The 18,784-nt window shown below is 67.7% G+C and carries 19 protein-coding genes; 11 read left to right on the top strand and 8 right to left on the bottom strand.

Annotated elements, in window-relative coordinates:
• The first annotated feature begins 8 nt into the window (after positions 1 to 8).
• The 3 genes from ACZ5MJ_RS16275 to ACZ5MJ_RS16265 all read left to right on the top strand — a co-directional run bounded on the left by ACZ5MJ_RS16275 (position 9) and on the right by ACZ5MJ_RS16265 (position 2,798).
• On the top strand, positions 9 to 1,121 hold the full coding sequence (locus ACZ5MJ_RS16275; RefSeq protein ID WP_464220726.1) for a COX15/CtaA family protein: 1,113 nt from the start codon (positions 9 to 11) through the stop codon (positions 1,119 to 1,121).
• Positions 1,118 to 2,062 (top strand): heme o synthase, encoded by a 945-nt coding sequence (gene cyoE / locus ACZ5MJ_RS16270; protein WP_464220725.1) that lies wholly within the window; start codon positions 1,118 to 1,120, stop codon positions 2,060 to 2,062. The genes ACZ5MJ_RS16275 and cyoE overlap by 4 nt, the downstream gene beginning before the upstream one ends.
• Positions 2,063 to 2,177: 115 nt before the next feature.
• Entirely contained in the window at positions 2,178 to 2,798 is a 621-nt protein-coding gene (locus tag ACZ5MJ_RS16265) for an SCO family protein (protein WP_464220724.1), read from the top strand.
• Positions 2,799 to 2,902: 104 nt separating this feature from the next.
• Here ACZ5MJ_RS16265 and rpoH read toward each other — a convergent pair whose 3' ends face one another.
• Positions 2,903 to 3,832, bottom strand: coding sequence for an RNA polymerase sigma factor RpoH (rpoH, locus tag ACZ5MJ_RS16260; RefSeq protein WP_464220722.1), 930 nt, complete (start codon positions 3,830 to 3,832; stop codon positions 2,903 to 2,905).
• A 334-nt stretch (positions 3,833 to 4,166) separates the two neighbouring features.
• Between rpoH and ACZ5MJ_RS16255 the strand changes: the two genes are divergently transcribed.
• Entirely contained in the window at positions 4,167 to 5,042 is an 876-nt protein-coding gene (locus tag ACZ5MJ_RS16255; protein WP_464220720.1) for a pirin family protein, read from the top strand.
• Between the two features lie 19 nt (positions 5,043 to 5,061).
• Here ACZ5MJ_RS16255 and ybiB read toward each other — a convergent pair whose 3' ends face one another.
• The 5 genes from ybiB to ACZ5MJ_RS16230 all read right to left on the bottom strand — a co-directional run bounded on the left by ybiB (position 5,062) and on the right by ACZ5MJ_RS16230 (position 10,248).
• Positions 5,062 to 6,060, bottom strand: coding sequence for a DNA-binding protein YbiB (gene ybiB / locus ACZ5MJ_RS16250; protein ID WP_464220718.1), 999 nt, complete (start codon positions 6,058 to 6,060; stop codon positions 5,062 to 5,064).
• Positions 6,061 to 6,150: 90 nt separating this feature from the next.
• Positions 6,151 to 6,954 carry an ABC transporter ATP-binding protein gene (locus ACZ5MJ_RS16245; RefSeq protein ID WP_464220717.1) on the bottom strand — a complete coding sequence of 268 codons (804 nt, stop codon included), beginning with the start codon at positions 6,952 to 6,954 and terminating at the stop codon, positions 6,151 to 6,153.
• A gap of 18 nt (positions 6,955 to 6,972) precedes the next feature.
• The gene (ntrB, locus tag ACZ5MJ_RS16240; RefSeq protein WP_464220715.1) at positions 6,973 to 7,878 is read right to left on the bottom strand and encodes a nitrate ABC transporter permease; all 906 of its coding nucleotides are present in this window, start codon (positions 7,876 to 7,878) and stop codon (positions 6,973 to 6,975) included.
• Positions 7,879 to 7,930: 52 nt separating this feature from the next.
• A complete protein-coding gene (locus ACZ5MJ_RS16235; protein ID WP_464220713.1) occupies positions 7,931 to 9,241 on the bottom strand; it encodes a CmpA/NrtA family ABC transporter substrate-binding protein in 1,311 nt (436 codons plus the stop codon).
• Between the two features lie 365 nt (positions 9,242 to 9,606).
• The gene (locus ACZ5MJ_RS16230) at positions 9,607 to 10,248 is read right to left on the bottom strand and encodes an ANTAR domain-containing response regulator (protein ID WP_432259119.1); all 642 of its coding nucleotides are present in this window, start codon (positions 10,246 to 10,248) and stop codon (positions 9,607 to 9,609) included.
• A gap of 254 nt (positions 10,249 to 10,502) precedes the next feature.
• Here ACZ5MJ_RS16230 and ACZ5MJ_RS16225 point away from each other — a divergent pair, with 254 nt between their 5' ends.
• Together ACZ5MJ_RS16225 and maiA are read left to right on the top strand one after the other, a co-directional pair.
• A complete protein-coding gene (locus ACZ5MJ_RS16225) occupies positions 10,503 to 11,204 on the top strand; it encodes a fumarylacetoacetate hydrolase family protein (RefSeq protein WP_464220711.1) in 702 nt (233 codons plus the stop codon).
• Between the two features lie 4 nt (positions 11,205 to 11,208).
• Positions 11,209 to 11,856: a maleylacetoacetate isomerase gene (maiA, locus tag ACZ5MJ_RS16220; protein ID WP_464220709.1), complete on the top strand. Its 648-nt coding sequence runs from the start codon at positions 11,209 to 11,211 to the stop codon at positions 11,854 to 11,856.
• 71 nt (positions 11,857 to 11,927) lie between these two features.
• Here maiA and ftsY read toward each other — a convergent pair whose 3' ends face one another.
• Positions 11,928 to 13,037, bottom strand: coding sequence for a signal recognition particle-docking protein FtsY (gene ftsY, locus ACZ5MJ_RS16215; RefSeq protein ID WP_464220707.1), 1,110 nt, complete (start codon positions 13,035 to 13,037; stop codon positions 11,928 to 11,930).
• 217 nt (positions 13,038 to 13,254) lie between these two features.
• Between ftsY and ACZ5MJ_RS16210 the strand changes: the two genes are divergently transcribed.
• The 5 genes from ACZ5MJ_RS16210 to ACZ5MJ_RS16190 all read left to right on the top strand — a co-directional run bounded on the left by ACZ5MJ_RS16210 (position 13,255) and on the right by ACZ5MJ_RS16190 (position 17,963).
• The gene (locus ACZ5MJ_RS16210; protein ID WP_464220705.1) at positions 13,255 to 14,814 is read left to right on the top strand and encodes a M16 family metallopeptidase; all 1,560 of its coding nucleotides are present in this window, start codon (positions 13,255 to 13,257) and stop codon (positions 14,812 to 14,814) included.
• 9 nt (positions 14,815 to 14,823) lie between these two features.
• Positions 14,824 to 16,206 carry a M16 family metallopeptidase gene (locus tag ACZ5MJ_RS16205; RefSeq protein WP_464220704.1) on the top strand — a complete coding sequence of 461 codons (1,383 nt, stop codon included), beginning with the start codon at positions 14,824 to 14,826 and terminating at the stop codon, positions 16,204 to 16,206.
• A 49-nt stretch (positions 16,207 to 16,255) separates the two neighbouring features.
• Entirely contained in the window at positions 16,256 to 16,903 is a 648-nt protein-coding gene (gene rsmD / locus ACZ5MJ_RS16200) for a 16S rRNA (guanine(966)-N(2))-methyltransferase RsmD (RefSeq protein WP_432259125.1), read from the top strand.
• Between the two features lie 245 nt (positions 16,904 to 17,148).
• Positions 17,149 to 17,634 (top strand): pantetheine-phosphate adenylyltransferase, encoded by a 486-nt coding sequence (gene coaD / locus ACZ5MJ_RS16195; protein ID WP_010814369.1) that lies wholly within the window; start codon positions 17,149 to 17,151, stop codon positions 17,632 to 17,634.
• 68 nt (positions 17,635 to 17,702) lie between these two features.
• Complete coding sequence (locus ACZ5MJ_RS16190; RefSeq protein ID WP_010814370.1) at positions 17,703 to 17,963, top strand: YfhL family 4Fe-4S dicluster ferredoxin; 261 nt, start codon at positions 17,703 to 17,705, stop codon at positions 17,961 to 17,963.
• A 133-nt stretch (positions 17,964 to 18,096) separates the two neighbouring features.
• Here ACZ5MJ_RS16190 and pth read toward each other — a convergent pair whose 3' ends face one another.
• Positions 18,097 to 18,693: an aminoacyl-tRNA hydrolase gene (gene pth, locus ACZ5MJ_RS16185; protein WP_464220700.1), complete on the bottom strand. Its 597-nt coding sequence runs from the start codon at positions 18,691 to 18,693 to the stop codon at positions 18,097 to 18,099.
• Positions 18,694 to 18,784 lie beyond the last annotated feature (91 nt).

Here is an 18,784-nt window from a genome sequence, read left to right as displayed (position 1 = left end):
GGGACGGCATGCTGCTGCAACTGGCCATCATCGGCATCCTGATCGCGCTGTTCCCGCTGTCCTACGTGCTGGTGAAAGGGGACCGCGACAAGTACCGCAAGCTCGCCTGGATCACGGCGTTCCTGACGCTGGACCTGATCATGTTCGGCAGCTTCACGCGGCTGACCGACTCCGGCCTGGGCTGTCCTGACTGGCCCGGCTGCTACGGGCATTCCAACCCGCACGCCGCGATGGAGCCGATCCACGCGGCCGAGACCGCGCTGCCCAGCGGCCCGGTAACGCTGGCCAAGGCGTGGATCGAGATGATCCACCGATACTTCGCCATGGCGGTGGGCGTGCTGATCATTACGCTGATGGTGCTGGCGTGGGTCAGGCGGCGCGAGCTGAAGCAGTCGCCGTGGTTCGCTACCGGGGTGCTGCTGCTGGTGTGCGTGCAGGGCGCGTTCGGCGCCTTCACCGTGACCCTGAAGCTGCAGCCCGTCATCGTGGTCACGCACCTGATGCTGGGCATGGCCCTGCTGGCCGTGCTGATCCAGCTGGGCTCGCGCAACGATCCGCCGCACGCGGTCGCGGCGCAGGCCGCGCGGCTGCGCTGGCCGGTACGCATCGGCCTGCTGCTGCTGGTGATCCAGATCTTCCTGGGCGGCTGGGTCAGCACCAACTACGCCGTGCTGGCCTGCACCGACTTCCCGCTGTGCAACGGCCAACTGGTGCCCGAGATGGACTTCCGCCACGGCTTCACGCTGTGGCGCCAGCTGGGCATGACAGCCGACGGCGACTACATTCCGCACGCTGCGCTGGTGGCGATCCACTGGGTGCACCGCGGCTTTGCCTTTGTCGTGCTGGGCTACCTGGCGTGGTTCGGCCTGCGCGCGCGCCGGCTGGAAGGGCTGGTGCGTGCCGCCGGCTGGCTGCTGGCCGTGCTGGCGCTGCAGCTGGCGACCGGGATGTCCAATATCGTGTTCGACTGGCCGCTGGTGGCCGCGGTCGCGCACAACGGCGGCGCGGCGGTGCTGCTGCTGCTGCTGGTCCGCCTCCACTACAATATAGGGCTCGCTGGGCTTACGGTGCGGGCCGCCGGCGCCACAGCCGCCGCGCCGAACGCCGCCCGCGCCACATGAAAGACAAGACCCCTTCCGTGGTTACCGCTACACACCCCCATCCCCTGGGCAAGTTGAGCCGAATGCGGCACCTTGCCCGGCAGTATGCCGCCCTGACCAAGCCGCGCGTGACGCAGCTGGCCGTCTTCTGCGCCATCATCGGCATGTTCCTGGCCACGCCGGGGATGGTGCCATGGCGCGTGCTGATCGGCGGCGCCGCCGGTATCTGGCTGCTGGCCGGCGCCGCCTTCGCCATCAATTGCCTGGTCGAGCAGAAGATCGACGCGCTGATGCGCCGCACCGCGTGGCGCCCGTCGGCCACCGGCGAGATCACCACGCCGCAGACGCTGGTGTTTTCCGCCATCCTGGGCGGCGCCGGCATGTGGCTGCTGCACGTCTACGCCAACGACCTGACCATGTGGCTGACCTTTGCCACCTTCCTGGGCTACGCGGTGGTCTACACCATCCTGCTCAAGCCGGCCACGCCGCAGAACATCGTCATCGGCGGGCTGTCGGGGGCGATGCCGCCGGCGCTGGGATGGGCCGCGGTGGCGGGCGAAGTGCCGGCCGAGGCCTGGTTCCTGGTGCTGATCATCTTCACCTGGACCCCGCCGCACTTCTGGGCGCTGGCGCTGTACCGCCGCGCCGACTATGCCAAGTCCGGCCTGCCGATGCTGCCGGTCACGCACGGCGAGCGCTACACGCTGCTGCATATCCTGCTGTACACGCTGATCATGATCGCGGCGACGCTGCTGCCCTTTGTCTACGGCATGAGCGGCTACATCTACCTCGCCGCCGCGCTGGCGCTGGGCGCCGGCTTCCTGGCCTACGCCTGGAAGATGTACCGAAACTATTCCGACGAACTGGCGCAGCGCACTTTCCGTTTCTCGATCCTGTACCTGTCGCTGCTGTTCGCCGCGCTGCTGGTCGACCACTACTTCAAGTTCGTGCCGCAGGTCTGACCTGTGCCACCGGGCCTAGCCGGCTGCGGCATCTTGTCGCGGCCGGCGCGGCGCCGCGGCACGATCGGCGATACTGCGTGCTGTATCCCTCCCACCGCTGACCGGTTTCCTCCCCATGCCCCGCCCAAGCCCCGCCTCTGGCCTGTTCGCCGCCTTCCGCCGCTTCTCCCTGCTGGCCGTGCTTGCGCTGGCCGTGGCCGCCTGCGGGCAGCAGAAGGCTTCGTTCCGCAATGTCGACATCACCGGCGCCGCTGACTTCGGCAAGGACTTCTCGCTGACCGACCACACCGGCAAGGTGCGCACCCTGGCCGACTACAAGGGCAAGGCCGTGGTGATGTTCTTCGGCTACACCCACTGCCCGGATGTCTGCCCCACCACCATGGCCGAACTGAAGGCCGTGATGGAAAAACTGGGGCCGGACGCCGACCGTGTGCAGGTGCTGTTCGTCACGGTCGACCCGGAGCGCGACACGCAGGCGCTGCTGGCCCAGTACGTGCCCGCCTTCGACGCGCGCTTCGTGGGGCTGCGCCCGGCCGACGAGGCCGCGCTGCAGAAGGTGACCAAGGACTTCAAGGTGTTCTACGCCAAGGTGCCGGGCAGCTCGCCCGGCAACTACACCGTGGATCACTCCGCCGGCAGCTATGTATTCGATCCGCAGGGCAAGCTGCGGCTGTTTATCCGCCATGGCCAGGGTCCGGAACCCATTGCCCACGACCTGAAACAGCTGCTGTCGTGACGTAAGGGGGCGCGAAGGGGTGCGGCATAACGTCGCACCCACCGCGTCGCGGGCAACAAAAAGGCCGGTCCAGTGGACCGGCCTTTTGCATGGCTGGGAGCAGGTCAGGCAAAGGCCTGCAGCGCACCCTTCATCTTCTTCATTGCCGCGGCTTCGATCTGGCGGATGCGCTCGGCCGACACGCCGAACTCGTCGGCCAGTTCATGCAGCGTGGCGCCGCCCGAGCCGTCGTCCTCGACATTGAGCCAGCGTGCCTCGATGATGCGGCGGCTGCGCTCGTCCAGCTTGCCCAGGGCCTCTTCCAGCCCCTCGACCTGTATGCGGTCCTGACGCTTGGCCTCGAGCACGCGGGTGGGCTCATTGTGGTTATCCGCCAGGTAGGCGATGGGGGCGAATTCTTCCTCGCCGTCGTCGACCTGGCCTTCCAGCGCCAGGTCGCCGCCCGACAGGCGGGTTTCCATCTCCATCACTTCTTCGGGCTTGACGTTCAGCTCGCGCGCCACGGCCTCGACCTGCTCCGGCGTGAACGTGTGCGCGCCTTGCTTGTGGCTGCGCAGGTTGAAGAACAGCTTGCGCTGGGCCTTGGTGGTGGCCACCTTGACCATGCGCCAGTTCTTCAGCACGTACTCGTGGATCTCGGCCTTGATCCAGTGCATCGCGTACGACACCAGGCGCACGCCTTGCTCGGGATCGAAGCGCTTCACGGCCTTCATCAGGCCGATATTGCCTTCCTGGATCAGATCGGCGTGGGGCAGGCCGTAGCCCAGGTACTGGCGGGCGATCGACACCACCAGGCGCAGGTGGGACATCACCAGCCGGCGGGCCGCATCAACGGAATCGTGGTCGCGCAGATCGCGCGCCAGGCGTTGCTCTTCCTCCGCGGTCAACAGCGGAATCCGGTGGACAGCCTGGATATAGCTGTCGAGGTTGCCTACAGTCGCCGGGAAGGTCAGCGCAAAGCTGCCCGGGTTCCGGGGCGCCGTCGGCAGACGGTTGTTCGACAGGGTTTGATCAGCAGACAAGACTGCGTTCACTCAATGGCTCCTTTCGCATCCGGCGGTTCGGTTGCCGGTGCGCCGCGCCTCCTCCTGGGAGTCGGCGGCACTGCAACGCATCTTAGCACTCAGGCCGGGTGAGTGCTAATTGGAGTCTCGATTGTCTTCATAGTTCCCATCAATCAATTTTTACTATTGATAGCTATTAGTCACTTCGAGGGACGGAAACGATACCCCGGCACCGCATACCTGTACTTAGAGCGGCGCCAGGCAAGGGGGTTCTGCCCACTGCTGGAATGATTTGTTGCAGCAGCGGCTACACTCGACCAAGCTGCAGCACCTTGCGAGCCTCGCTTATTCCACCGGAGGAGTTATGTCTGCTATCGAACACTTGCTCAAGCCGCATGTGCGCGACCTGGGCGATTTCACCGTGCGCCGGCTGTTGCCGGCCGCGGCGACCCAGACCGTCGGGCCGTTTATCTTCTTCGACCATATGGGCCCGGTGCAACTGCCACCTGGCCAGGGTGCGGATGTGCGTCCGCATCCGCATATCGGGCTGGCTACCGTCACCTACCTGTTCGAAGGCGAGATCATCCACCGCGACAGCCTGGGCAGCGACCAGGCGATTCGTCCGGGCGATGTCAACTGGATGACCGCCGGCCACGGCATCGTGCATTCCGAGCGCTCGCCCGAGCATGTACGCGCCGCCGGCGCCCGCCTGCACGGCATCCAGACCTGGGTGGCGCTGCCGCAGGAGCAGGAGGGCGCCGAGCCCTCGTTCTTCCACCATCCCGCCGCCACACTGCCGCGCATCGAGCGGCCCGGCGTGCGCATGGTGGTGATCGCTGGCGATGCCTTCGGCCAGACCTCTCCGGTCAAGGTCTTCAGCCGCACGCTGTACGTGGCGATCGAGCTGGACGCGGGCGCCAGCGTGGAGATCCCGGCCGAGCATGCCGAGCGCGGCATTTATCCGGTCGACGGCGCGGTGGCGCTCGACGGCGAGCCGCTGCCGGCCGAGCATATGGTGGTGCTCACCCCGGGCCAGCCCGCGACGCTGACGGCCACGGCGCCGTCGCGCGTGATGCTGCTGGGCGGCGACCCGACCGACGGGCACCGCTTTATCTACTGGAATTTCGTGGCCAGCAGCAAGGCGGCGATCGAAGCCGCCGCCCATCGCTGGGAGGAAGACCAGTTCCCGCACGTGCCGGGCGAGACCGAGCGCATCCCGTTGCCCCCGCGCAAGCCCTGACGGCGGTCCCGGGGCTGGCTCAGACCGGGCTGGCCCAGGTCACGCGGGTGCCTTGGCGCAGGCATTCGCGGATGGCATCGACCTGGATCGCGATCGGCGCCGGCACCGGCACCGCGCCGTCCAGCACGCGGCGGATCCAGGCCACGGTCAGGCCGGCATCACTGCCGGGCGGCAGTTCCGGGACTTCGGCCAGCGAACCCACCGCCGGATCGACCAGGGTCTGCTGGTGGCCTTCATGCATCCAGTCGATGCGGCTGGTGCGGCGTGCGTCGGCCACCACTTCGCCTTCGGTGCCACGCGCCAGCAGCACGTTGGCGGGTTCGTGCGAGAAATAATCGGTCAGCGTCTCGCGGTATTCGGGGTGGGTGTAGCTGTACAGCCGCAACCCTTCCGCCGGCGAATGCTCGCCGACCGGCTGCAGCATCTTGGCCACCGTATGCGCTGAATTGCGCAGGCCGATCACCGTGCGCCGCTCCAGCAATTGCGACAGGCCGGGCGACAGCACGTCCACCGGCAGCACCGCCAGCGGCCCGGGGCCGGCGCCGTTCCCGTCATGCAGCCGCGCCGAGGCCTCGGCGGTGGTCGCGCACAGGGGCATGCCCAAGGCTTCGAACAGCGCCATGGTGGTCACGCGGCCACTGAAGACGCGCGTGCCGTGCACCAGCACGGGGATGTCCTCGCGCGCCAGCAGCAGCGCCAGCAGCGGCACCAGGTTGGGCTGCTTGCGCGCGCCGTTGTAGCTGGGGATCACCACCACCTGCCGCTCAGGCGGTGCTTCCAGCGGCTGGCAGTGCGCATGGGCGGCTTCCAGCATGCCGGCCAGTTCGTGCGGCGCCTCGCCCTTGATGCGGTAGGCCATCAGGATGGCGCCAAGCTCCAGGTCAGAGACGCGCCCGGCCAGCATGGCGTCGAACAAGGCCTGCGCGTCCTCGCGCGGCAGCGCCCGGGCGCCGTTGACGCCGCGGCCGATCTCCTTGATATAGCGGGCGGCGGGAAAGGGGGCGGCTGATGTGGTCATGGCGGCGTGGGGTAGTCTGTTCTGGGTTCATGATAGCGGAGCAAGGCCGCCGCGCCCATTGCCGCCAACGGCGGGCGCGGCGGGCAAGCGCTAGGCGGCTTCCTGCAGCGCCGGGTTGCGCTGCTTGCGGTAGAGGAAGTCCAGCACCGCGGTGCGGCAGGCGTGGTAGGCCTTGTCGTCGGCCAGCGCCACGCGGTCGCGCGGGCGTGGAAGGTTCACCTTCAGGATTTCGCCGATGGTGGCGGCCGGGCCGTTGGTCATCATCACGATGCGGTCGGCCAGCAGCACGGCCTCATCGACATCGTGGGTCACCATCACCACGGTGCTGCGCGTGCGCGCCACGATCTTGATCAGCTCGTCCTGCAGATGCGCGCGCGTGAGCGCGTCGAGCGCGCCGAAGGGCTCGTCCATCAGCAGCACCTTGGGCGCCATTGCCAGCGCGCGGGCAATGCCTACGCGCTGCTTCATGCCGCCGGAGATTTCGTGCGGGTACTTGTTCTCGGCGTGCGTCAGGCCCACCAGCGCCAGCGTGTCGTGCGTGCGCGCCTTGAGCTGCGCCTTGCTTTCACTGGCCGTGAACACGCGCTCCACGCCCAGGTAGACGTTCTCGAAGCAGGTCAGCCACGGCAGCAGCGAATGGTTCTGGAACACCACGGCACGCTCCGGCCCCGGGCCGGCAATCTCGCGGCCGGCGCAGATCAGGGCGCCGGCGGTGGGCGTGGCCAGCCCCGCGACCAGGTTCAGCAGCGTGGACTTGCCGCAGCCGGAATGGCCGATCAGCGTGATGAACTCGCCCTCGGCGATCTGCAGGTGGATATCGCGCAGGGCGACGAACGGGCCCTTGCGGGTCTTGAAGGTCTGGCCGACGCTTTCGATGCTGACGAACTTGTCCATGGCGTTGCTCCCCGCGTATCAGTTGGTGCCGTAGCTGAAGCGCCGGGCCAGCGCCAGCAGCGCATGCTCCAGCAGCAGGCCGATGATGCCGATCACGAAGATCGCGATCACGATGTGCTCTACCTTCAGGTTGTTCCATTCATCCCACAGCCAGAAGCCGATGCCGGTGCCGCCGGTCAGCATCTCGGCGGCGACGATCACCAGCCACGCGGTGCCGATCGACAGCCGCACGCCGGTCAGCATGTAGGGCAGCACCGCGGGAAACAGCACCCGCGTGAACACCTTCCATTCCGACAGGTCGAGCACGCGCGCCACGTTCAGGTAGTCCTGCGGCACGCGCGTGACGCCCACCGCGGTGTTGATCACCATCGGCCAGATCGAGCAGATAAAGATCGCCCAGATCGCGGCCGGGTTGGCCGCCTTGAACAGCAGCAGCCCGATCGGCAGCCACGCCAGCGGCGAGACCGGGCGCAGCAGGCTGATCACCGGCGCGGTCATCGCATTTAGGAAGGCAAAGCGTCCGATCAGGAAGCCGGCCGGGATGCCGATCACCGCGGCCAGGCCGAAGCCCGCCGCCACGCGCGCCAGCGACGCCAGCACGTTCCAGCCGATACCCTGGTCATTGGGCCCGTTGCGGTAGAACGGGTCGGCAAACAGCGGCACCGCGGCGTTCCAGGTTGCCCCCGGTGTGGGGATGGCCGGGATCATCGTGGCGATGCCGTGCCAGGCCAGCACGAACAGGGCAAAGCCCAGCACCGGCGGCACGGCCTTGAGCACCAGCGCGGCGACCGCCTCGCGCCGTTGCGCGCGTCGGGCCTGCGCGGCGATTTCCCGCTCGCGCCGGCGCGCCCGCTCCTTGGTGTCGGGGTCGGCGCTGGCGGCTACGGTTGCACCATCGGGCGTAGGGTGGGCAATGGCATTCACATCTGGCTCCTTTTTGTCAGGGGCACTGCGAATCAGCGGGGGAGGGCCTGCATCAGGCCTTGATCTTGAAACCATCGGCGTAGGCCTTGGGGTCCTTGCCGTCCCACACCACGCCGTCGATCAGCTTCGCGCTGCGCATGTCGGACTTGGGCAGCGCCACTTGCGCCGCGGCGGCAGCCTGCTTGTAGACGTCGATGCGGTTGACCTGCTTTGCCACGGCGAGATAGTCCGGATGTTCCTTCAGCAGGCCCCAGCGCTTGTGCTGGGTCAGGAACCACATGCCGTCGGACAGGTACGGGTAGTTGGCGCTGCCGTCCTGGTAGAACTTCATCGCGTCGGGGTCGTCCCAGGTCTTGCCCAGGCCGTTGGTGTAGCGGCCCAGCATGCGGTCCAGGATGATGTCCATGTCGGTGTTGACGTAGGACTTGGCGGCGATGGTCTCGGCAGTCTTGCGGCGGTTCGAGGCTGACGCATCGATGAACTTGGATGCCTCCAGCACCGCGGCCACCATCGCGCGCGCGGTGTTGGGATGCTTCTGCACGAACTCGGCGGTGGTGCCCAGCGTCTTCTCGGGGTGGTTCTTCCAGATCGACTGCGTGGTCTCGGCGGTAAAGCCGATCTTGTCGGCAATGGCGCGCGCGCCCCAGGGCTCGCCCACGCAGAAGCCATCCATATTGCCCACGCGCATATTGGCCACCATCTGCGGCGGCGGCACCGTGATGGCCTTGGCGTCCTGCATCGGGTTGATGCCGTTGGCGGCCAGCCAGTAGTACAGCCACATCGCGTGCGTGCCGGTGGGGAAGGTCTGGGCGAAGGTGTAATCGCGCTTTTCCTTCATCATCAGCGCCTTCAGGCTGGCGCCGTCCCTGACGCCCTTCTCGGCCAGCTTGGACGACAGCGTGATGGCCTGGCCGTTGTGGTTCAGGCTCATCAGCACGGCCATGTCCTTCTTCGGGCCGCCGATGCCCAGTTGCACACCGTAGATCAGGCCATACAGCACGTGGGCCGCGTCCAGCTCGCCATTGACCAGCTTGTCGCGCACGCCGGCCCACGAGGCTTCCTTGGTCGGCGTGATCTTGATGCCGTACTTCTTGTCGAGCCCGAGCGTGGCCGCCATCACCACCGAGGCGCAGTCGGTCAGCGGGATAAAGCCGATGCGCACGTCGGTCTTCTCCGGCGCGTCAGAGCCCGCCGCCCACGCGCCGGCGCGCACCAGCGGGTCGACCAGGGTCATCACGCTGGCGCCGGCAATGGTGGCCAGCGCGCGGCGGCGGCCGGTGCTGGCCGGCACGGCGTCGGCAGCCGAGTCGGAATCCTGGACGGCTGCGTGCAGCGGCTTGGCAAACCTGAGGCGAGAGGGCATTGCATGGCTCCAAGAAAAAGGCGTCCCCTTGCGCAGCCGGCTTCGCCAGAAGACCGTTGCGGTGCAGGGACGCCGTTGTCCGAGGCGTGGCGCGGCCTGCGTTGGCCGTGTCCGCCTGAATGGTCGGTCGGCCGCCGTTGGCCGATACCTGCATGACGCAAGGCGTGTGCCAGCCTGTGCGGTGCAACAAATATGGGCGGCTATGTCCCGGATCGGGGCGAATTGGGCGGACGCGGTGCGCGCGGAGAGGAGGCCGCCGCATACGGGTGGCAGGGGCGCCGGGGCGGCTCTGGCGGTAAGCGCCAGGAGTGTGCGGTGCACCAAGCGCGTGCGGCGGCGCACCGCGAGCGCCAGGCGAGAGCGGCTCAGCCCATCACGTCGATCACGCGCTGGGCGGCGTCCACCAGCTTCAGGCCGCGCTCCATCGCCATGCTGCGCAGGCGCTTGTAGGCCTCTTCCTCGCTGAGGCCGCGCGCCTGCATCAGCAGGCCCTTGGCGCGCTCGACCACCTTGCGCTCGGCCAGCTTCAGCCGCGTGGCGTCGAGTTCGGCGCGCAGCTCCTGGTCCAGCTCGAAGCGCGCGTAGGCCACGTCGAGCACGGTCTTGACGCGCTCGGCGCGCAGGCCGTCGACGATATAGGCGGTGATGCCGGCGGTCAGCGCCGCCTTGATGCGCTGGCTGTCGTCGTTGTCGGTGAACAGCACGATCGGGCGCGGCGCGTGCTGGGTCGAGACGCAGACATGCTCGATGGTGTCGCGCGCGGCGGACTCGGACGCGATGATCAGCATGTCGGGCTGGGTGGCCGTGATCACATCCGGCAGGCGCAGGTCGGCATCGACGATCTGGATCTCGGTAAAGCCCGCGCTCACCAGCCCGCCGCGGATGGTCTCGACGTTCAGCGGGTCGGCGTCAAGCGGGTCGCGCACGAGCAGGATGCGCAACACCCGGCCTCCGGCGGCGGGCGTGGCGGGCGTCGTGGGCGAAGGGGGCGGATGGCGTCGTGTCATGGCTGGGCTCTGTTGCAGTGCGCCATGCAAGATTCGCGCCGGGCAAGTATCGGGTCACCTGCGCCAGTCCGGTGCGGCGGCGCTGCGAGGATGCCTGTTTCATTGTATGCGGTCGTACGCAGAGCCAACCTGCGCGGTGTATCCTGTTGCCCTGCTGCGCCGGGCGCGTCTGCTGGCGACGCCGCAGGGGGCTGCCTCCGGCAACCCTGCATCCCCGCGCCGCAGCACCGATGAGAACAAATCTGGAGAGATGCATGACCGAATTCGTGTTCGCCCCGCCCGCGCCCGTTGGCGTGCCGGTGCGCGGCGGCAACGCTAGCTTCCCGGTCCGGCGCGTGTACTGCGTCGGCCGCAACTATGCTGCCCACGCCCGTGAAATGGGCTCGGACCCCGACCGCGAGCCGCCGTTCTTCTTCTGCAAGCCGTCGGATGCGGTCAGCTACGTCGCCGACGGCACCGAAGGCGCCTTCCCGTACCCGCCGGGCACCAGCAACTGCCACTATGAAGTGGAGCTGGTGGTGGCGATCGGCAAGGGCGGCCGCGACATCCCGGTCGACCAGGCTGCCGGCCACGTGTTCGGCTATGCCGTGGGCCTGGACATGACCCGCCGCGACCTGCAGAACGAATCGAAGAAGACCGGCCGCCCCTGGGAGACCGGCAAGGCCTTCGACCAGTCCGCGCCGATCGGCCCGATCGTGCCGGTATCGGCCATCGGCCACCCGGAGAAGGGCGAGGTGACGCTGACGGTCAACGGCGTGGAAAAGCAGCGCGGCGACCTGTCCGACCTGATCTGGTCGGTGCCGGAGATGGTGTCCTACCTGTCGAAGCTGTTCGAACTGCAGCCGGGCGACCTGATCTTCAGCGGCACGCCCGAGGGCGTGGGCCCGGTGGTCAGGGGCGATGTCATGCAGTGCCACGTCGGCGGCGTGGGCGACCTCACCATCAAGGTAGTCTGATCCGATGCTCAAGCTTTACAGCTATTTCCGCAGCTCGGCCTCGTTCCGCGTGCGCATCGCGCTGGAGCTCAAGGGGCTGACCTACGACTATGTGCCGGTGCACCTGCTCAAGGAAGGCGGCCAGCAGCTCAAGCCCGAGTTCCGCGCGGTCAATCCGGACGGCCTGGTACCGGCGCTGGCCGACGGCGAACACGTGCTGCAGCAATCGCTGGCCATCGTCGAGTACCTGGACGAGGTCCACCCCGAGCCGAAGCTGCTGCCCGGCACGGCGCTGGACCGCGCCTATGTGCGCGGCCTGGCCCAGGAGATCGCGTGCGAGATCCACCCGCTGAACAACCTGCGCGTGCTGAAGTACCTGAAGCACACCGTGGGCGTGACCGACGAGGTCAAGGACGCGTGGTACCGCCACTGGATCGAACTGGGCTTCGCGTCGCTGCAGACCAACCTGGAGCGCGGCGGCAAGGCCGGCCGCTTCTGCTTTGGCGACACGCCCACGCTGGCCGATCTCTGCCTGGTGCCGCAGGTGTTCAACGCCAAGCGCTTCAATATCGACCTGAGCAGCTTCCCGGCGATCGCGAAGATCTACGACGCCTGCATGGAACTGCCGGCGTTCCAGAAGGCGCAGCCGAAGTCGCAGCCGGACGCGGAATAGCCGCAGGCAGGACCGCAACGCAAAACGCCCCGGCACTGCCGGGGCGTTTTGCGTTGTCGCGGTGCGGGGGCTTAGCCCAGCAGCGCCTCGGCGAACTCCTCCGCCTTGAACGGCTGCAGGTCTTCCACCTTCTCGCCCACGCCGATGAAGTAGACCGGCACCGGGCGCTGGCGCGCGATCGCCGCCAGGATGCCGCCCTTGGCGGTACCGTCGAGCTTGGTCACGATCAGCCCGGTCAGGCCCAGCGCATCGTCGAAGGCGCGGGTTTGCTGCAGGGCGTTCTGGCCGGTATTGGCGTCGATCACCAGCAGCACCTCGTGCGGGGCGCTGGGCATGGCCTTGCTGATCACGCGCTTGACCTTCTTGAGCTCTTCCATCAGGTGCAGCTGGGTCGGCAGGCGGCCGGCGGTGTCGGCCATGACGATGTCGATGCCGCGCGCCTTGGCCGCGTTGACGGCGTCGAAGATCACCGCCGCCGGGTCGCCGCTTTCCTGCGCCACCACGGTGACGTTGTTGCGCTCGCCCCAGATCGTCAGCTGTTCGCGCGCGGCGGCGCGGAAGGTGTCGCCGGCGGCCAGCAGCACCTTCTGCTCATAACTCTGGAAGTGCTTGCACAGCTTGCCGATGCTGGTGGTCTTGCCGGCGCCGTTGACGCCCGCGATCATCATCACGAGCGGCTGCTCGCGGCCCAGCGCCATGGTCTTTTCGAGCGGGCGCAGCAACTGCGTCAGCAGCTCGCGCAGCGCCGCCTTGACGCCTTCGGCGGTCTCGATGCGCTCGGCCTTGACGCGCTTGCGCAGTTCGCCGAGCAGGTACTCTGTGGCTTCGACGCCGGCATCGGCCATCAGCAGCGCGGTTTCCAGTTCCTCGAACAGGTCCTCGTCGACCTTGACGCCGACGAACAGCGTGCCGATGTTGCGGCTGGTCTTGGACAGGCCGGTACGCAGGCGCTGCATCCAGCCCAGCTTCGATTCCGCGGTGGGGGCCGGGGGCGGCACCAGTTCGAGCGCCTCAGGGGTGGGCCCCGGCGCAGGCATCGAAGCCGCCACCGGCGCCGGGACTGGCGCAGGCGTGGGGGCCGGTGCAGCAGCGGGTGCGGGAACCTCGACCTGAGCGGGGGCCGGGGCTGGCGCCTCGACGGGCGCGGGCTCGGCCTTGCGCTTCTTCCAGAAACTAAACATTGGGGAATGGGGTCAATACCGGGGCCGATACCCTGGCGGCAGCCAATGCCAGCAGGCAACCGGTTATAAATCAATGGGTTACGCAGACATCGCGAAGGCTGGGGAGAAACCGTTGTGGTCCCGGCCGGCGATTGCGTATAGTTCGCTACATGGGAGATTCATGCGCGCAGCCTTGCGCACGTGAGTCAATCGGCAAAATTCTAGCAGACGGGGTCGCATGAACCATTGCGCTGTCCTGACCGCAGCGGGCGCACCAGACACCAAGGCCTGGGCCCAAACGCGCATCCAACGCCACGCACCATCTTCCCAACCATCTCTTTCCACGCACGCTGCCCGCGCCGCGCGACTGGCGCGGCGAGTCATTCCCACGCTGCTGCTGGCCATGCTGCCCTGGTCGATGCCGGCAGGGGCGCAGGAAGCCGTGGCCTCGCCGAAGCCCGGCACGCAGACCGCACTGGCCGGCGCGACCGAGCAGGGCACGACTGAATACCGCCTGTCCAACGGGCTGCGGCTGATCGTCAAGGAAGACCACCGGGCCCCTACGGTGGCGCACCAGATCTGGTACCGCGTGGGCGGCATCGACGAGGTCAGCGGCACCACCGGCGTGGCCCACATGCTCGAGCACATGATGTTCAAGGGCACGCCCAGGGTCGGCGTGGGCGAGTTCTCCAAGCAGGTGGCGGCGCTGGGCGGGCGTGAGAACGCCATGACCAACCGCGACTTCACCCTGTACTACCAGCAGATCGGCAAGCAGTACCTGCCCAGGATGATGGAGCTGGAGGCCGACCGCATGGCCAACCTCATCATCACCAAGGATGAGTTCGAGCGCGAGATGAAGGTGGTGATGGAGGAGCGCCGCCTGCGCACCGACGACTCCGCGCGCGGCACCGTCTACGAGCAGTTGCTGGCCACGGTCTACACCGCCGCCGCTTACCGCCACCCGGTGATCGGCTGGATGGACGACCTGGTCAATATGCGCGTGGACGACGTCAAGGACTGGTACCGCCAATGGTATGTGCCCAACAACGCCATGGTGATCGTCACCGGCGACGTCAAGGCCGAGGAAGTGCGTGCGCTGGCAGAGCGCTACTACGGCAAGCTCAAGCCGCGCACGCTGCCGCTGCGCAAGGACCAGGAAGAGCCGGAGCAGAAGGGCATCAAGCGCATCTGGGTCAAGGCACCGGCCGAGAACCAGTACATGGTGATGGCCTACAAGGTGCCGCGCCTGCATGATGTCGAGAAAGACGTCGATCCCTACGCGCTGGAGGTGCTGTCGGCCGTGCTCAACGGCTACGACAATGCGCGCCTGACGCGCGAACTGGTGCGCGAGCAACGCCTGGCCGACGACGTCAATGTCGGCTACGACAGCATCAACCGCGGCGAGTCGCTGTTCGTGCTCGACGGCACGCCGGCCGCGGGCCACAACACCGACGAGATCGAGCGCGCGCTGCGCGCCGAGGTCCAGCGCATCGCCAAGGAAGGCGTGTCGCCGGAGGAGCTCAAGCGCGTCAAGGCGCAGGTGGTGGCCGGCCAGATCTACAAGCGCGATTCGGTATTCGGGCAGGGCATGGAGATCGGCGTGTCGGAGATCTCGGAGATCTCCTGGCGCCGGATCGACCGCATGCTCGACAAGATCAAGGCCGTCACGCCGGAGCAGGTGCAGGCCGTCGCCGCGAAGTATTTCAACGACGACAACCTGACCGTGGCCACGCTGGTGCCGCAGCCGATCGATCCGAACAAGCCCAAGTCCCAGGCCCCGGCGGGCCTGCGCCATTGAGGAAAGGCGATGACTGAATACGTCAACACCCCGCAGCGTGCGCTGCGCAAGTTCGCCGGCGCGGCGCTGGGCGCCGCCATGCTGCTGGCCGCGCAACTGGCACAGGCCGCGATTCCGATCGAGCACTGGACCGCTTCCACCGGCGCCCAGGTGTTCTTCGTGCACAGCCCGTCGATCCCGATGCTCGATATCAATATCGACTTCGACGCGGGCAGCCGCTATGACCCGCCGGGCAAGGCCGGGCTGGCTACGCTGACGGCCGCGCTGCTGGACAAGGGTGCCGCGGCGCAGGACGGCCAGCCGGCGCGCGACGAAGCGAAGATCGCCGACGCCTTTGCCGATACCGGTGCCGCCTTTGGCGGCGCGGCCGGCGGCGACCGCGGCGGCATCGGGCTGCGCACGCTGACCGCGCAGCCGGAGCTGGACCAGTCGGTCGCGCTGGCCGCGCAGCTGATCAAGGCGCCGACCTACCCGGACGCCGTGGTCGGGCGCGAGAAGCAGCGGCTGATCACCGCCATCCGCGAAGCCGACGCCAAGCCCGGCGTGATCGCCGACAAGGCGCTGGCCAGGGCCATGTATCCCGACCATCCCTATGGCGTGGCCGCGACCCCGGACAGCGTGACGTCGATCCGGCGCGATGACGTGGTCAAGTTCTGGCGCGACAACTACGGCGCGCAGCGCGCGGTGGTGACGCTGATCGGCGCGGTCGACCGCAAGCAGGCCGAAGCCATTGCCGAGCAGCTGACGCGCGGCCTGCCGCCGGGCAGCGCGGCGCCGGCGATGCCGCAGGTGCGCCTGAAGATCGCGCCCAGCGAACAGCGCATGCCGCACCCGGCGCAGCAGGCCAGCGTGGCGATCGGCCAGCCGGCCATCGCGCGGGGCGACCCCGACTATTTCGCGCTGCTGGTGGGCAACTACGTGCTGGGCGGCGGCGGCTTCAGCTCGCGCCTGACCGACGAGGTGCGCGAAAAGCGCGGCCTGACCTACGGCGTGGACAGCTACTTCGCGCCGTCCAAGCAGCCGGGGCCGTTCGGCATCAGCCTGCAGACCAAGAAGGCGCAGACCGACGAAGCGCTGGCGCTGGTGCGCCAGGTGCTGGCGCGCTTTGTCGCCGAGGGCCCCACCGACAAGGAGCTGCGCGCGGCCAAGGACAACCTGATCAACGGATTCCCGCTGCGCATCGACAACAACCGCAAGCTGCTGACCAACGTGGCCAATATCGGCTGGTACGGGCTGCCGCTGGATTACCTGGACAGCTGGACCGCGCAGATCGGCAAGGTCACGCGCGAACAGGTCAAGGCGGCTTTCCAGCGCCATGTGCACCCGGACAGCATGGCGACGGTGATCGTCGGCGGCCCGGTTGCCGCGTCCGCAGCCGCGGCCGGACAGTGATGCCGGCGCCCCCTGCGGCGGACCGGCCCACAGGCTCTACAATCACGGCATGAATTCGCGTTCCCGATTGCCTTCGCCCGCCAATGGCGGGCGACCTCCCGTCTCCGCAGTGCCGCGCCAGGCACCTTCCCAGGTCCGCATCATCGGCGGCCGCTGGAAGCGCACCCTGCTGCCGGTTCCCGACGCCCAGGGCCTGCGGCCCACGCCCGACCGCGTGCGCGAGACGCTCTTCAACTGGCTTGGCCAGGACCTGTCCGGGCTGGAATGCCTGGACCTGTTCGCGGGCTCCGGCGCACTTGGCTTCGAGGCCGCCTCGCGCGGCGCGGCCGCGGTGACGCTGGTCGAGTCCAATGCGCGCGTGGCCAGGCAGTTGCGCGACAACCAGTACCGGCTCGATGCGTCGCAGGTGCGCGTGATGCAGGGCGATGCCTTCGCCATTGCCGCGCAGCTGCCCGATGCCAGCTTCGACGTGGTCTTCCTGGACCCGCCGTTTGCCGAGGACTGGATCGGACCCGCGCTGGAACACGCAGCACGGCTGTCGCGCCCCGGCGGCGCGGTCTATGTCGAGACTGACCACGCACTGACCGGTGCCGACGCGCCCGTGCCGGCATCGCTTGAGATCATGCGGCACGCGCGTGCCGGCGCGGTGCATTTCCACCTGCTGCAGCACCGTGTGGCGGGCAACGGCGCCGCCTGATACACCCGTCCGGGGTGCCGCCCCGGCCACCCTCGTTTCCAGAATGGGGAAGGTCGCCTTCCTCATTTAGCAACGGCTTCTTAGCTGCACTGCCGCAAAACGGTGCGCCGGACGACTTCCAAGCGGCGCATTTAGGGTTACACTACGCCGCTGTCACAACGCTCGCGACGCAGCACCCACACCGGCCCGGCCGGCGCAAGAGGCGGTCCTTCCAGGGCCGGCAGCGGGCAGATCAAGGAGGAAGTATGGTCATCGCGGTCTATCCCGGCACCTTCGATCCAATGACCCGGGGACACGAGGATCTTGTCCGCCGTGCGTCGAACATTTTCGACGAACTGGTGGTCGGCGTGGCGCATAGCCCCAACAAGCGCCCGTTCTTTTCGCTCGAAGAGCGCATCGGCATCGCCCGTGAAGTCCTCGGGCACTATCCCAATGTGCGCGTCGAAGGCTTTTCCGGCCTGCTCAAGGACTTTGTGCGCAATAACAATGCGCGCGTGATCGTGCGCGGCCTGCGTGCGGTGTCCGACTTCGAGTACGAATTCCAGATGGCGGGCATGAACCGCTACCTGCTGCCCGACGTGGAAACCATGTTCCTGACGCCGTCGGACCAGTACCAGTTCATCTCCGGCACCTTCGTGCGCGAGATCGCGGTGCTGGGCGGCGACGTCAGCAAGTTCGTGTTCCCGTCGGTGGAACGCTGGCTGCAAGAGAAAATCGGCAAACCGGAATAAAATACTGGCTTCAGATACGTCGATTCGCGGCCAGTCGGGCGCGGGCGTGTCCGCAGGAAGGAAACACCATGGCGCTGATGATCACTGACGACTGCATCAACTGCGACGTTTGTGAACCCGAGTGCCCGAACGAAGCCATTTCGATGGGGCCCGAGATCTATGAAATCGACCCCAACAAGTGCACCGAGTGCGTCGGGCACTTCGACGAGCCGCAATGCCAGCAGGTCTGCCCGGTCGCCTGCATCCCCAAGGATCCGAACCGCGTCGAGACCCACGAGGTGCTGATGCAGCGCTACCGTCTGCTGACGGCGGCAAAGCACGCGGCCTGAATCCGGCAGCTTCCGCCAGGCAAAAAACCCCCGGCGCCGCAAGGTGGCGGGGGTTTCATTTTTTCCCGGTCGCTACGGGTACGGCCTGCAACACTGCGCGGCTACGCCTCCGTCGGCTTGCCCGGGGTGTCGATCAGCGCGCGGTATGCAGCTGCGCCATGGCGCGTTCGGCGTCGCCGCGTGCCAGCAGGCCGAGCGGGTCGATGCAGCGGTCGATGGCGGCATCGATGGCTTCCTGCTCCTCGCGCCGCGGCGGCTTGAGCACGAAATTGACCACGTCCTCGCGGCCGGCACCGGCGCCGCCGGGCGCGTTGCGCGGATGGCCCACGCCCAGGCGCAGGCGCCAGTAGTCCTGCGTGGTCAGGTGGGCCGAGATGTCCTTCAGGCCGTTATGGCCACCCGCGCCGCCGCCGCGCTTGAGCTTGGCGGCGCCTGCCGGCAGGTCCATCTCGTCATGGGCGACCACGATCTCGTCGGGCAGGATCTTGTAGAAGCGCGCCAGCGACACCACGGCCAGCCCGGAGCGGTTCATGAAGGTCGACGGCTTGAGCAGCCAGATGTCCTGGTCCCAAAGCCGCGCGCGCGCGGCCAGGCCGTGGAAGCGGCCTTCCACGCGCATCGTGGTGCCGCCCATGCGGGCCAGCTGGTCCACCAGCCAGAAGCCGGCGTTGTGTCGGGTGGCCTCGTACTCCGCACCGGGATTGCCGAGGCCGACAATGAGCTTGATCATGCGTTTGACTGTGTCGTTGGCGCGCGGGACTGCGCCACTGGCGCCAAGGATACCGAAAAACCGGCAGACGGCTGCCGGGCGAAAAAAAACC

It is taken from the genome of Cupriavidus sp. LA-1, from assembly GCF_055385985.1.
Note: the sequence above shows the minus strand (reverse complement) of the source record. Positions and strands in the feature narration are given on the sequence as shown.

Excerpts from the sequence above, each read along its gene's own strand:
- ybiB (WP_464220718.1), bottom strand. The coding sequence starts at position 6,060 with ATGACCACATCAGCCGCCCCCTTTCCCGCCGCCCGCTATATCAAGGAG.
- ftsY (WP_464220707.1), bottom strand. The coding sequence starts at position 13,037 with ATGTTTAGTTTCTGGAAGAAGCGCAAGGCCGAGCCCGCGCCCGTCGAG.
- ACZ5MJ_RS16225 (WP_464220711.1), top strand. The coding sequence starts at position 10,503 with ATGACCGAATTCGTGTTCGCCCCGCCCGCGCCCGTTGGCGTGCCGGTG.
- ACZ5MJ_RS16190 (WP_010814370.1), top strand. The coding sequence starts at position 17,703 with ATGGCGCTGATGATCACTGACGACTGCATCAACTGCGACGTTTGTGAA.
- ACZ5MJ_RS16210 (WP_464220705.1), top strand. The coding sequence starts at position 13,255 with ATGAACCATTGCGCTGTCCTGACCGCAGCGGGCGCACCAGACACCAAG.
- ACZ5MJ_RS16235 (WP_464220713.1), bottom strand. The coding sequence starts at position 9,241 with ATGCCCTCTCGCCTCAGGTTTGCCAAGCCGCTGCACGCAGCCGTCCAG.
- ACZ5MJ_RS16245 (WP_464220717.1), bottom strand. The coding sequence starts at position 6,954 with ATGGACAAGTTCGTCAGCATCGAAAGCGTCGGCCAGACCTTCAAGACC.
- ACZ5MJ_RS16230 (WP_432259119.1), bottom strand. The coding sequence starts at position 10,248 with ATGACACGACGCCATCCGCCCCCTTCGCCCACGACGCCCGCCACGCCC.
- coaD (WP_010814369.1), top strand. The coding sequence starts at position 17,149 with ATGGTCATCGCGGTCTATCCCGGCACCTTCGATCCAATGACCCGGGGA.
- cyoE (WP_464220725.1), top strand. The coding sequence starts at position 1,118 with ATGAAAGACAAGACCCCTTCCGTGGTTACCGCTACACACCCCCATCCC.
- ACZ5MJ_RS16265 (WP_464220724.1), top strand. The coding sequence starts at position 2,178 with ATGCCCCGCCCAAGCCCCGCCTCTGGCCTGTTCGCCGCCTTCCGCCGC.
- rsmD (WP_432259125.1), top strand. The coding sequence starts at position 16,256 with ATGAATTCGCGTTCCCGATTGCCTTCGCCCGCCAATGGCGGGCGACCT.
- pth (WP_464220700.1), bottom strand. The coding sequence starts at position 18,693 with ATGATCAAGCTCATTGTCGGCCTCGGCAATCCCGGTGCGGAGTACGAG.
- ACZ5MJ_RS16255 (WP_464220720.1), top strand. The coding sequence starts at position 4,167 with ATGTCTGCTATCGAACACTTGCTCAAGCCGCATGTGCGCGACCTGGGC.
- maiA (WP_464220709.1), top strand. The coding sequence starts at position 11,209 with ATGCTCAAGCTTTACAGCTATTTCCGCAGCTCGGCCTCGTTCCGCGTG.
- ACZ5MJ_RS16275 (WP_464220726.1), top strand. The coding sequence starts at position 9 with ATGCTGCTGCAACTGGCCATCATCGGCATCCTGATCGCGCTGTTCCCG.
- ACZ5MJ_RS16205 (WP_464220704.1), top strand. The coding sequence starts at position 14,824 with ATGACTGAATACGTCAACACCCCGCAGCGTGCGCTGCGCAAGTTCGCC.